This window comes from Geodermatophilus sp. CPCC 205506 (genome assembly GCF_051383635.1).
GTDB lineage: Bacteria > Actinomycetota > Actinomycetes > Mycobacteriales > Geodermatophilaceae > Geodermatophilus.
This window is the reverse complement of record NZ_JALPKP010000006.1, coordinates 18,305-30,296: the sequence shown is the minus strand read 5'-3', so window position 1 is coordinate 30,296 and position 11,992 is coordinate 18,305. Positions and strand designations below refer to the sequence as shown.

Annotated in this window: 11 protein-coding genes; 3 read left to right on the top strand and 8 right to left on the bottom strand. The window is 74.5% G+C overall.

Annotated features, from left to right (window positions below; all coding sequences use genetic code 11):
* Window positions 1-3: 3 nt before the first annotated feature.
* From MY520_RS04965 to MY520_RS04940, 6 genes are all read right to left on the bottom strand, one after another.
* A complete protein-coding gene (locus tag MY520_RS04965; RefSeq protein ID WP_436690682.1) occupies window positions 4-1,041 on the bottom strand; it encodes a PhoH family protein in 1,038 nt (345 codons plus the stop codon).
* Window positions 1,042-1,311: 270 nt separating this feature from the next.
* Window positions 1,312-1,671, bottom strand: a complete 360-nt coding sequence (locus tag MY520_RS04960; protein WP_436690680.1) for a histidine triad nucleotide-binding protein — start codon at window positions 1,669-1,671, stop codon at window positions 1,312-1,314.
* Between the two features lie 10 nt (window positions 1,672-1,681).
* On the bottom strand, window positions 1,682-2,446 hold the full coding sequence (locus tag MY520_RS04955) for an ABC transporter ATP-binding protein (protein ID WP_436690678.1): 765 nt from the start codon (window positions 2,444-2,446) through the stop codon (window positions 1,682-1,684).
* A complete protein-coding gene (locus MY520_RS04950; RefSeq protein ID WP_436690676.1) occupies window positions 2,443-4,269 on the bottom strand; it encodes a branched-chain amino acid ABC transporter ATP-binding protein/permease in 1,827 nt (608 codons plus the stop codon). Before MY520_RS04950 ends, MY520_RS04955 begins: the two co-directional genes overlap by 4 nt.
* Entirely contained in the window at window positions 4,269-5,144 is an 876-nt protein-coding gene (locus MY520_RS04945) for a branched-chain amino acid ABC transporter permease (RefSeq protein WP_436690674.1), read from the bottom strand. Before MY520_RS04945 ends, MY520_RS04950 begins: the two co-directional genes overlap by 1 nt.
* Window positions 5,145-5,176: 32 nt before the next feature.
* A complete protein-coding gene (locus MY520_RS04940; protein WP_436690673.1) occupies window positions 5,177-6,355 on the bottom strand; it encodes an ABC transporter substrate-binding protein in 1,179 nt (392 codons plus the stop codon).
* Between the two features lie 328 nt (window positions 6,356-6,683).
* Between MY520_RS04940 and MY520_RS04935 the strand changes: the two genes are divergently transcribed.
* From MY520_RS04935 to MY520_RS04925, 3 genes are read left to right on the top strand one after another with little or no spacing between them, the layout of a single operon-like run.
* A complete protein-coding gene (locus tag MY520_RS04935; protein ID WP_436690671.1) occupies window positions 6,684-7,661 on the top strand; it encodes a putative selenate ABC transporter substrate-binding protein in 978 nt (325 codons plus the stop codon).
* Window positions 7,658-8,404, top strand: coding sequence for a phosphonate ABC transporter ATP-binding protein (locus MY520_RS04930; protein ID WP_436690908.1), 747 nt, complete (start codon window positions 7,658-7,660; stop codon window positions 8,402-8,404). Before MY520_RS04935 ends, MY520_RS04930 begins: the two co-directional genes overlap by 4 nt.
* Window positions 8,401-10,014, top strand: coding sequence for a PhnE/PtxC family ABC transporter permease (locus tag MY520_RS04925; RefSeq protein ID WP_436690670.1), 1,614 nt, complete (start codon window positions 8,401-8,403; stop codon window positions 10,012-10,014). Before MY520_RS04930 ends, MY520_RS04925 begins: the two co-directional genes overlap by 4 nt.
* Window positions 10,015-10,092: 78 nt before the next feature.
* Here the strand turns inward: MY520_RS04925 and MY520_RS04920 are convergent, their stop codons facing one another.
* Window positions 10,093-10,857, bottom strand: a complete 765-nt coding sequence (locus MY520_RS04920; protein ID WP_436690668.1) for a 16S rRNA (uracil(1498)-N(3))-methyltransferase — start codon at window positions 10,855-10,857, stop codon at window positions 10,093-10,095.
* Window positions 10,854-11,984 (bottom strand): molecular chaperone DnaJ, encoded by a 1,131-nt coding sequence (dnaJ, locus tag MY520_RS04915; protein ID WP_436690666.1) that lies wholly within the window; start codon window positions 11,982-11,984, stop codon window positions 10,854-10,856. Before dnaJ ends, MY520_RS04920 begins: the two co-directional genes overlap by 4 nt.
* Between the last annotated feature and the right edge of the window lie 8 nt (window positions 11,985-11,992).

The window sequence follows — 11,992 nt, the reverse complement described above, 5'->3', positions numbered from 1 at the left end:
CGTTCAGCCCCCCTGGCGCCGCGGCCGCTGCCCGCGCACCGGCGGCGGCGCGGCCGGCCGGCTCTGCTGCTGGGTGGCGTCCCAGCGTTCGTAGGCGTCGACGATGTCGCCGACCAGCCGGTGCCGGACGACATCGGCGCTGGTCAGGTTGGCGAAGTGGACGTCCTCGATGCCGTCGAGGATCTCGCGGACGATCCTCAGCCCGCTCTGCGCGCCGCCGGGGAGGTCCACCTGGGTGATGTCACCGGTGACGACGATCTTGGAGCCGAAGCCGAGCCGGGTGAGGAACATCTTCATCTGCTCGGCAGTGGTGTTCTGCGCCTCGTCGAGAATGACGAATGCATCATTGAGCGTGCGACCACGCATATACGCCAATGGCGCGACTTCAATTGTCCCGGACTGCATCAACCGCGGGATGGACTCCGGGTCGACCATGTCGTGCAGCGCGTCGTACAGCGGCCGCAGGTAGGGGTCGATCTTCTCCGACAGTGTGCCGGGCAGGTAGCCCAGCCGCTCGCCGGCCTCCACCGCGGGGCGGGTGAGGATGATCCGGTTGACCTGCTTGGTCTGCAGCGCCTGCACGGCCTTCGCCATCGCCAGGTAGGTCTTGCCGGTGCCGGCCGGCCCGATGCCGAAGACGATCGTGTGCTCGTCGATCGCGTCGACGTACCGCTTCTGGTTCAGCGTCTTGGGCCGGATCGTGCGCCCGCGACGGCTGAGGATGTCGAGGCTGAGCACCTCGGCCGGCCGCTCGGAGCCGCCGGCGCGGAGCATGCCGATGACCCGGCGCACCGAGTCCGGCCGCAGCGCCTGGCCGGTGCCGAGCAGCGCGATGAGCTCGTCGAACACCGCGACGGCGAAGGCGTTGTCGGCCGGCTGCCCGGTCACGGCGATCTCGTTGCCGCGCACGTGGACGTCGGTGTCGACCTCGTTCTCCACCAGGCGGAGCAGCTCGTCGCCCGAGCCGAGGAGGGCGACCATGGAGACGTCGTCGGGGACGGTGATGGTGGTCCGGACCGGGGCGGGGACGGGACGCCCCATGCCGGCGGTGGACGGGGCGGGCGAGCCGAGGTGGCCGTCCGCCGCGGCGGCCTGTGCGGAGGCCTCACGCGACGTGGGGGCGCCCGGCACAGGGACGTTCGGGGAGGAGTCGGGCAAGAACCCTCGACCCTGCCTTCCTGCTGGGGATTTGGCGGACCCCGTCGAGTCTACCCGCGCCGCACCCCGCGAACCGCCGTCCGAGGCGCAGGTCACCCGCCCGGGCCGGGCCCGGAGGGGCAGAAATGGCCATTTCTGCCCCCTCCGGGCACGTCAGCCGGGGGGCCAGTTCAGGTGCCGGCCGCCCAGGAGGTGCAGGTGCACGTGGTGCACCGTCTGCCCGGCCTGCGGGCCGGTGTTGGTCACCACCCGGTAACCGGGCTCGACGCCGTCCTCGCCGACCAGGCCCTCCTGGACGGCGACCGCCTGCGCCGCCCCGACCACCGCGCCGAGGAGCCCTGGGTCGGCGGCGGCCAGCGCGGCCACGGTCGGGTGGTGCTCCTTCGGGATCACCAGGACGTGCGTCGGGGCCTGGGGGTTGATGTCCCGGAACGCGAACACGCGGTCGGTCTCGTGGACGACGTCGGCGGGGATCTCACCGGCGACCATGCGGCAGAACAGGCAGTCGGACACGGCACCGACCCTAATCGGCCCGCCGACCCTGATCGGCCGGACCGCTCCGCCGCCCCGAGGTGCCGTCGACCCCGAGATAGGCCTCCACGATCCGCTCGTCGGCGAGCAGCTCCGCGGCCGGGCCGGAGTGGACGATCTCACCGCTCTGCAACACGTAACCGTGGTCGGCCACCCGCAGGGCCCGGCGGGCGTTCTGTTCGACCAGCACGACCGTGGTGCCCGACGCGCGGATCTCCCCGATGACGCGGAACACCTCGTCGACGATCCGCGGAGCGAGGCCCATCGACGGCTCGTCCATCAGCATGACGGTCGGGGCGGCCACGAGTGCGCGGGCGATGGCGAGCATCTGCTGCTCACCGCCGGAGAGCGCCCCGGCCGGCAGCGCCCGGCGCTCGGCCAGCACCGGGAACCGGTCGTAGACGGCGTCGATGGCGCGCTGGGACGCGCCGCCGGTGTGCCACGCACCCATCTGGAGGTTCTCCTCGATGGTGAGGGTGGCCAGGATCTGCCGCCCCTCGGGCACCTGGACGACGCCGCGGCCCACCAGCTTGTGCGCGGGGGTGCGGGTGATGTCCCGACCCTCGAAGGTGATCCGGCCGCCCGCCGGGCGCAGCATCCCGGAGACGGCGTTGATCACCGAGGACTTGCCGGCACCGTTCGCCCCGACCAGCGTCACGAGGGATCCCGGGTCGGCCCGGAAGGACACGCCGCGGACGGCCTCGACCCGTCCGTAGCTCACCCGGAGGTCGTCCACCGAGAGGATGGGATCGCTCACGGCGCGTTCCTCGGGGTGGTGTCCGGCGGGTCGAGCGTGCCGGCCGCGCCCGGTCGCACGTTGGTGACCGCCCCGGCCGCCGTCCCGTCGGTGCCGCCCCCGGTCGGGTCGGGCAGGGTCCCCTCGGCGATCGACCCGGTGACCGGCTCGTCGTGCTCGGTCCCGAGGTAGGCCTCGATGACGGCCGGGTCCGCGGCGATCTGCTGCGGTGAGCCGCTGGCGATGACCTCGCCGAAGTCGAGCACCACCACCCGGGTGCAGGTCTCCAGGACCATGCCGACGTTGTGCTCGATGAAGAGGATGGTCAGTCCCTCCTCGGCCAGCGACCGGATCAGCGCCGACAGCCTCGCCGCCTCGACGTGGTTCATGCCGGCGGCCGGCTCGTCGAGGATCAGCAGCGACGGGTCCGAGGCGAGGGCCCGGGCGATCTCCAGCCGGCGCTGGTCACCGTAGGACAGGGCCGACGCCCGGGACCCCGCCAGGTCGGCCAGCCCGACCCGCTGCAGGCACCGGGCCGCGTGCTGGAGCGCGGCCCGCTCGTCGCGGCGGGCCGAGGGCAGCCACAGCAACCGGCGCAGGAAGGTCGGGCGGCTGACGAGGTGGGCCCCCACCAGGACGTTCTCCAGCGCCGAGAGGCGGTTGAACAGCTTGGAGTGCTGGAAGGTGCGACTCACCCCGGCCCCCGCCAGCTTGTGCACGGGCGTGCGCCCCAGTGGTGCGCCCAGCACCGCGCCGCGGCCCGAACTCGGCGGTACCACCCCGCTGATCATGTTCACCAGGGTCGTCTTCCCGGCCCCGTTGGGACCGATCAGGCCGAGGACCTCGCCGCCGCGCACCTCGAGGTCGACGTCCCTGACGGCATGGACCCCGCCGTACTCCTTGCCCAGGCCGGTGACGCTGACCACCGTGTCGCCCGCGGCCGGGTGGCGTCGCGCGGTGAGGTGCGGCCCGCCGTCGGCTCCCTGGCCCCGCGACGCCGGCATGCGGGTGCGCCGGGGGATGAGGCTGGCCAGGCCACCCGGCAGGAAGAGGATCACCACGAGCAGCAGGAGCCCGGCCAGGAACGGCCGGATCCAGCCGGCCTCCACGCCGACGGCGCGCTGGACCTCCGGGACCACGGTCTGGAAGCCGCTGCCCAGCAGCGGGCCGAGGAACATCGTCGAGCCGCCGACCACCGCGGTGACCAGGCCGTCGACGGCGGCGGTGAAGTCGAAGTCACCCGGCGCGATGAGCCGCACGTAATACGCGAACAGGACGCCGTACAGGCCGGCGACCGCACCGGCGGTGACGAACGCGGTGAGCCGGTGGCGTCCCACGTCGATGCCCATGGACCGGGCGGCCAGCTCGTCCTCCCGGATCGCCTCGAGGGCCCGGCCGTAGCGGGAGCGCCCCATCCGCCAGAACCAGTAGGCGACGAGGGCGAGCGCCGCCCACGCCGTCCCCACGGTGAGGATCCGGGGCACGGCCAGCCCCTGGGCACCCCCGGTCCACTCCTGGTTGAGGAGCACGACGCGCACCGCCTCGGCGAACCCGAGGGTGGCGATGGCGAGGAAGACCCCCCGCAGGTGCATCGTCGGCAGGCCCAGGACGACCGCAGCGATTGCGCCGACGGCCATGCCGATCAGGACGGCGACCAGCAGGGCCGGCAACTCGCCCACCCGCTCCCTGTCCGGAGCGAGGCCGGCCGCGGTGAACGCGGCCAGGGAGGCGAACCCGGCCTGGCCCAGGCTCAGCTGACCGGCGATGAGGACGGCGTAGAACGAGTAGGCGAAGATCGCGCCCAGGGCGATGAACGTCAGCGTCGTGGCGTACTCGAGCAGCATCAGACCTCCCGGACCTTCCGGGCACCGAGCAGGCCCTGCGGGCGCACGAGCAGGATGACGAACAACAGCCCGAAGGCGATCACGTCGCGCCAGGACGACCCGATGTACTGCACGGCGAAGACCTCGGCCAGCCCGAGCACCAGCCCGCCGATCATCGCCCCGGGCAGGGACCCCATCCCGCCGACGATGATCACCGCCAGGCCCTTGAGCTCGATCGCCGAGCCCATGCCGAGCTGGGCGGTGTTCACGTTGATGGCGAACAGGACGCCGGCGACCGCGCCGAGGGCGGAGGAGATCGCGAAGGTGACGGCGGTGATCCGGTCGACGTTCACACCCAGCACGCGGGCCGCCGTCGGGTTCTCCGCGACGGCTCGCATGCCGCGTCCGAGCCGGGACCGGGTGACCAGGAAGGTCAGGCCGACCATCAGGGCCAGGGAGACGCCCAGGATCACGACCTGCACCAGCGTGACCTGGGCCCCGGCCACCTCGAGTCGGGTGTCGGGGAACGACCCCGCCGGGAAGCGCCGGGTGTCGGGCCCGTACCGCCACTGCAGGAGGGCGATGAGCATCCCGGCCAGGGCGATGGAGGAGATCAGCCCGGCGAAGTGGGCGTCGGCCCGGCCCTTGAGCGGCCGGAACGCCAGCCGCTCGATGACCAGACCGAGGACCGCGCCGAAGACGAACACGATCGGCAGGGCCGCCCACAGGGACAGCCCGGCCCGCTCGACGAGCTCGATCCCCACGAACGCCGAGGCGGCGAACACCGCGGGGTGCGCCAGGTTCAGCCGGTCCAGGATGCCGAAGACCAGGGTGAACCCGATGGCGAACAGCGCGTAGATCGAGCCGATGAAGATGCCGTTGACCAGCTGTTGCACAGGGGTCCCCCACTCGTCGCCGGGCGACCGGATCACTCCAGGACGGCGAACTGGCCGTTCTGGACGACCTGCACGACGGCCGGGTGGACGGCGTCACGGTTCTCGTCGATGGAGAAGTCCCCGAGGACGGTCGGGACGTTCTCCAGCTGGCCGAGCGCCTCCTTGAGGCTCTCCCGGTCGGCGGCGCAGGTGGCGCGGACCGCGGTGTCGACGAGCATCAACCCGGCGTAGGCCTGGGCGGCGAACTGGTCGGGCTGGGTACCGAACTCCGCCTCGAAGTCCTGGAGGAAGGCGGTGTTCTCCGGGTTGTCGGAGGACGAGTTCCACGCGGCGCCCACGACGACGCCCTCGGCAGCGGCACCGGCGTCGGCCATCAGCTGGGGGTTGTTGAACCCGTTGCCACCGATGATCGGGACGTCGATGCCGAGCTCGCGGGCCTGGGTCACCAACGGGATCGCCGCCTCGATCAGCGCCGAGACGACCAGCGCGTCCGGGGTGCTCTGCTGCGCCTGGGTCAGCAGCGCGCGGAAGTCGGTGTCGGCCTTGGAGAAGGTCAGGGTCTCGCTCACCTCGACGCCCTCCTCCTCCAGCGCGGCCGCGAAGGCGTCGTAGCCGGACTCGGTGAACGCGTCGTCGTTGCTGTACAGGACGACCACCTGGGAGAGGCCGAACCGCTCGGTCGCCTCGGCGATGGTCTGCGGGATGACCGCCTGCTCGGTCAGCGAGTTCCGGAAGATGTAGTCCCCGATGTCGGTGACGCCGGCGGCGGTGTTGGAGATGCCGAGCACCGGCACGCCGGCCTCCTGCGCGATGGGGTCGGCCTGCAGGGCCGCGTTGGACAGGGTGGGACCGATGATCAGGCTGACGTCCTGCGAGACGAACTGGTCGAAGAGCGTGATGCCCTGCCGTGGGTCGGTCTGGTCGTCCTCGATCACGAGGTCGTAGGTGACGCCGCCCTTCTCGGCCAGCTGCGCGGCGGCCAGCTCCAGCCCGCGCTGCTGGGACTCGCCGTAGCTGGCGGCGGCGCCGGTGAGGCTCAGCACCGCCCCGATCGGCACCTCGCCGTCGATGGTGCAGGAGTCGCCGGTGCCCTCACCGGTCAGGTTCCCCGAGGCGGCCGAGCCGCCGCCGTCCGCGTCGTCCGAGGCGCAGGAGGCGAGGACGACGACCGCGGCGGTGGCCGCGGCCACGGTGCTGAGCTGAACGCGCATGTCTCTCCTGTCGTCGCGGCGGCGGCGCCGGAGACGACGGGCCACCTGGCGGACGCGGCTGGAGCAGCGGGCCGCCGTCCGCCCCACGGCGGTCGCCCTGCGGCCGGACCAGGGCTCCCCGGCCGGTCGCAGGCGTCAGTTGAGCACATGTGCGGCCGTCCCGGGCAGGGCCGCAGAGCCGTTTCCCAGACCGTTACCGAACGGGCGGACCGAGATGCTGTGGCCTCGGCCCGGCCGTGACCTGCGGCGTGGGTCAGGATGAGGACGACCGTCCCCGTCTCCCCCGGAGGTGTCACGTGCCCGTTCCCCGCCCCCGCTCGAGGACGTAGTGAGCACCCGTCGCGTCGCCCGGTCGGGTGTCCTCGAGTCCCAGTCCCTCCTCCCCCCGCTGTCCCGCCGCACCCTGCTCGCCGGTGCGGGCGCCGCCCTCGCCGCGGCGGTCACCGGCTGCGGCCGCTCCTCCCCGCTCTCGCAGGCCGCCTCCGGCCCGACCGGCTCGTTGGCCCCGCTGAGCATCGGCGCCATCCCCGACCAGGACCCCGAGGTCCTCCAGCGCCTGTACGGCACCGTCGCCGACTCGATGGCGGCCGCGCTGGGCCTCGACGTCGAGTACCGCCCGGTCACCGACTACGGCGCCGCCGTCTCGCTGTTCCGCACCGGCGACCTCGACCTCGTCTGGTTCGGCGGGCTCACCGGCGTCCAGGCACGGCTGCAGACCCCCGGCGCCGAGCCGATCGCCCAGCGCGACATCGACGAGCGGTTCACCTCGGTGTTCGTGGTCAACGCCGGCACCGGTCTGGCGCCGTCGGACGACCTCACCGCGCTGGCGCCGCTGCGCTTCACCTACGGCAGCGAGACCTCCACCTCCGGCCGGCTGATGCCCGCCTACTTCCTGCGCGAGGCCGGCGTCGACCCGCAGGGGTTCCCGGGCGGGCCCGGCTTCTCCGGCTCGCACGACGCCACGCTGGCCCTGGTGGCGTCGGGCAGCTACCAGGCCGGCGTGCTGAACAGGCAGGTCTGGACCTCGCGGTCGGAGGAGGGCGCGGTCGACCCGGCCGTCGTCCTCTACACCGAGACAGCGCCCTACCACGACTACCACTGGCTGCTCGGCCCGCGCTCCGCCGAGCGGCTCGGCGTCGACGACCTCGGCGACCGGCTGCTCGACCACTTCACCGGCCTGGCGGCCGACGACCCGGCCGACGCCGAGGTGCTCGAGCTGTTCGGGGCGGGGGCGTTCGTGCCCACCGAGGCGTCCAACTACGACCAGATCGAGGAGATCGGCCGCGACCTGGGGCTGGTCAGCTGACCGCCGTCCTGCGGCTGGACGGCGTCGCGGTCCGGTTCGACAGGACGACGGCGCTGGCCGGGGTCGACCTCACCGTCGGCCCCGGCGAGCGCGTCGCCCTCGTCGGCGCCTCGGGCGCGGGCAAGTCGACGCTGATCGGCCTGGCCAACGGCTCGGTGACGCCGACCGCGGGAACGGTGCGGGTGCTGGGTGCCGACCCGGCCGCCCTGTCCGGGCGCGCGCTGCGCCGGCTGCGCTCCCGCGTGGGCACGGTGCACCAGCACCTGGAGCTGGTCGGCCAGCTGCGCGTGGTGCACAACGTCAACGCCGGCCGGCTGGCGGAGTGGTCGGCGGGCTGGGCGGCGTGGTCGCTGCTGCGGCCGCAGGGGGTGCCCGAGGCGCTCGCCGCGCTGGACCGCGTGGACCTCGCCGACCGGGTGTTCGACCGCACCGAGCGGCTCTCCGGTGGTCAGCGCCAGCGGGTGGCCATCGCCCGGCTGCTCGTGCAGCGACCCGACCTGGTGCTCGCCGACGAGCCGGCGTCCGCGCTGGACCCGGTCCTCGCCGACCGCGCGCTCGCGCTGCTCGCTGAGCTCGCCCGGGAGCGCGGCGGTGCGCTGGTCGCCGCGCTGCACGACCCCGGCCTGGTATGGCGGCACTGCGATCGGGTGGTCGGCCTGGCCGGCGGGCGGGTGGTGCTGGACCGCCCGGTCGCGGCGCTGTCGCCCGCCGACCTGGCCGGGTTCTACGGGGCGCCGGCATGACCGCCGTGCTGACCCGGCCGGTGGCGCCGGCCGCGCCGCCGCTGCGCCGCGACCGGCGGCGGTGGGCGTGGGGGCTGGGCGCGGTGGCGCTGCTGGGGTGGTCGCTGGCCGGGTCCGGCCTGTTCGCGGGCGAGGTGGTCAACGCCGGCGGGACGGCGCAGTTCGGCCGGTTCGCCGCGGGCGCGCTCTCCCCCGCGCTGGACGGCGAGTTCCTCGGCGTCCTCGCCGGGTCGGCGCTGGTCACCGTCGCCTACGCCGCGCTGGGGACGGCGCTCGCGCTGGTGCTCGGCGCCGCCGGTGCGGTGCTCGTCTCGCGCACCACGTGGGGACGGCGCCGGCTCGGCTGGCACTCCGCGCGGGCGTCTCTCGCCGTCCCCCGCGGACTGCACGAGGCGGTGTGGGGCCTGCTCCTGGTCAACATGCTGGGACTGGACCCCTGGGTCGGGGTGCTCGCCATCGGGGTGCCCTACGGCGCGGTCACCGCCAAGGTCTTCGCCGACCTGGTCGACGAGGTGCCGCCCGGCAGCTACTCCGCGCTGCTCGCCGCCGGGTCGGGGCGGGTCCCCGCTGCGCTCTACGGGCTGCTGCCCCCGGCGGCGGGCGGGCTGCTCTCCTACTCCTTCTACCGGCTGGAGTGCGCGGTCCGCTCCGCCGTCGTCCTGGGGCTGATCGGCGCCGGCGGACTGGGGTACCAGCTGTCGCTGTCGTTCGCCTCGCTGCGGTGGGACCAGGTGTGGAGTGCGGTCTACGCGCTCGCGCTGCTGTGCGCGCTCGCCGAGGTCGCCGGGCGGGCGGTGCGCCGGCGGCTGGCCGCCCCGGCCGCGGGCCCGCGCCGCGACCCGGTGCTCACCGCCGCGGTCCTGGGCACGGTCGCGCTGGTCGCGTGGTCGTGGTGGTACCTGGCGCTCACCCCGGCGACCCTGGCCTCCGACCGGACCCGGGAGCAGCTGGCCTACGTGCTGGGCGCGGCCTGGCCGCCGGCGACCGACGGCGAACTGCTGCGCTCGATCGGCGCCCTCGCGGTGGAGACCGTGCAGATGTCGGTGGTCGCGATCGCCGTGGCCACGGCGGGTGCCGTGCTGGTCGCCGGGGTGGCCGCGCGGCCGGCCGGCCGGCTGCGGCCCGGACGGCGGGTCGCCGGCACCCTGGCGCGGATCGCGCTGCTGCTCCTGCGCGCGGTGCCGCCGCCGGTGTGGGCGCTCGTGCTGCTGTTCCTGCTGCTCCCCGGCGTGCTCCCCGGCGCGCTGGCGCTGGGCGTCTACACCCTCGGCGTGCTCGGCCGGCTGGCCGCGGAGGCGACCGAGGAGCTCGACCCGCGGCCACGGGCGGCGGTGACGGCGCTCGGCGCCCGCCCGGCCGGGGGCTGGCTGTACGGGGTGTTGCCGCGGGCGGCCGGGCCGGTGCTGGCCTACGCCCTGTACCGGTGGGAGGTGACGATCCGCGACACGGTCCTTGTCGGGCTGCTGGGCGCCGGCGGGCTGGGTGCGCTGCTGGCGTCGGAGATGGCCGCGTTCGACTGGGCGGCGGTGACCACGGTCCTCGCCGCGATCGTCGTCCTGACCTGGCTGGTCGACCTGGTCAGCGACCGGGCCCGCCGCGCCCTGCGCTGATCGCCGTCCTCACCCCGCGGCCGCCGACCTCGCCGTGCAGCGCGAGGTCGGCGACGACGACGCGGGTCCGGCGGCTGCTCAGGCCCAGCGGGTGCGGACGGAGAGGGCGGCGAGAGTGGCCGCACCCGCGGTCGACGTCCGCAGCACCTCCGGGCCCAGCCGGACCGGCCGGGCGCCGGCCGCGCTGAGCGCCACGACCTCGCCGTCGGTCAGCCCGCCCTCGGGGCCGACGACGACCGCGATGGCACCGGACGACGGCAGGTCCACCCGCGCCAGCGGGTGCCGCGCCTGCTCGTGCAGCACCAGCGCCAGGTCGACGTCGGCCAGCGCCCCGCACACCTGGCGGGTGGTCATGACGTCGGTGACCTCGGGGACCCGCGGACGGCGGGACTGCTTGCTCGCCGCGCGGGCCGCGGCCCGCCACTTGGCCACGCCCTTGGCCGCGCGGTCCTCCCGCCAGCGGGTGACGCAGCGCGCGGCGGCCCAGGGCACGATCCGGTCCACGCCGAGCTCGGTCGCCAGCTCCACGGCCAGCGGCCCGCGCTCGCCCTTGGGGAGAGCCTGCACGAGGACCAGCTCCAGCGCGGGCGGGGGCACCTCGTGCCGCACCGAGACCCGCACCCGCAGCCCCTCGGGACCGGCGGCGACCACCTCGCCGTCGGCGACGGTGCCGCGGCCGTCGCCCACGCGCACCCGCTCCCCCGGGGTCATCCGCAGGACGTCGACCGCGTGCCGGCCCTCGGGGCCGGGCACCAGGAGCTCCGCGGCGTCGGGCAGCTCGTCGAGCAGGAACAGCGGCGCCCCGTCGAGCTCGGGTACCCGGTCGTCGGCCGCCACGCTCACTTCAGCGCGTCCCGCAGCTTGGAGAACAGCCCGCCCTGCCCCTCCGAGGACGACGCCGGGCGGTCCTCACCGCGCAGCACGGCCAGCTCGCGGAGCAGCTTCTCCTGCTCGGCGTCCAGCCGGGTGGGCGTCTCGACCTCGACGTGGACGTGCAGGTTGCCCCGCCCGGTGGCCCGCAGCCGCGGGGCGCCCTTGGCCCGCAGCGTGAGCACGCTGCCGGACTGGGTGCCCGGGCGGATGTCGATCTCCTCGTCGCCGTCCAGGGTCTCCAGCGTGAGCGTGGTGCCCAGTGCCGCGGCGGTCATCGGCAGGGTGACCCGGCAGTGCAGGTCCTCCCCGTTGCGGGTGAACACCGGGTGCGCCCGCTCGACGATCTCCACGTACAGGTCGCCGGCCGGGCCGCCGCCGGGACCGACCTCGCCGTGCCCGGTCAGCCGGATCCGCATGCCGTCCTCGACGCCGGCGGGCACCTTGACCTGGATGGTCCGCCGGGCCCGCACCCGCCCGTCGCCACCGCACCTGGTGCACGGCTCGGGGATGACCTGGCCGGTGCCGGCGCAGGTCGGGCAGGTGCGGGAGGAGACGACCTGGCCCAGGAAGGACCGCTGCACGCTCTGCACCTCGCCGCGGCCGGCGCAGGTGGTGCAGGTGGTGGCGTGGGTGCCGGGGGCGGTGCCGGCACCGGTGCAGAGGTCGCAGAGGACGGCGGTGTCGACGGTGATGTCCTCGGTGGTGCCGAAGACCGTCTCGTCGAGGTCCAGCTCCAGCTGGATGAGCGCGTCCCCACCGGCACGGACCCGGCTGCGCGGCCCGCGCGTGGTGCCCCCGCCGCCGAAGAAGGCGTCCATGATGTCGCCGAGGCCGCCGAAGCCCGCGCCGCCGAACGGGCTGCCCGCCGCGCCGGCGCCGTTGTCGAACGGGTCGCCGCCGAGGTCGACGATCCGGCGCTTCTCCGGATCGGTCAGCGCCTGGTAGGCCCGGCTGATCTCCTGGAATCGCTCCTTGGCGCCCGGGTCGGGGTTGACGTCGGGGTGGAGGTCCCGGGCCAGCCGCCGGTAGGCCTTCTTGATGTCGCTGTCGCTGGCCCCGCGGGACAGCCCCAGGACGCCGTAGTAGTCGGTTGCCATCGAGAAGT

What these genes read in the sequence shown, in the direction of transcription:
- MY520_RS04925 (WP_436690670.1), top strand. Translation starts at nt 8,401, where the DNA reads ATGACCGCCGTGCTGACCCGGCCGGTGGCGCCGGCCGCGCCGCCGCTG.
- MY520_RS04950 (WP_436690676.1), bottom strand. Translation starts at nt 4,269, where the DNA reads ATGCTGCTCGAGTACGCCACGACGCTGACGTTCATCGCCCTGGGCGCG.
- dnaJ (WP_436690666.1), bottom strand. Translation starts at nt 11,984, where the DNA reads ATGGCAACCGACTACTACGGCGTCCTGGGGCTGTCCCGCGGGGCCAGC.
- MY520_RS04940 (WP_436690673.1), bottom strand. Translation starts at nt 6,355, where the DNA reads ATGCGCGTTCAGCTCAGCACCGTGGCCGCGGCCACCGCCGCGGTCGTC.
- MY520_RS04965 (WP_436690682.1), bottom strand. Translation starts at nt 1,041, where the DNA reads ATGGGGCGTCCCGTCCCCGCCCCGGTCCGGACCACCATCACCGTCCCC.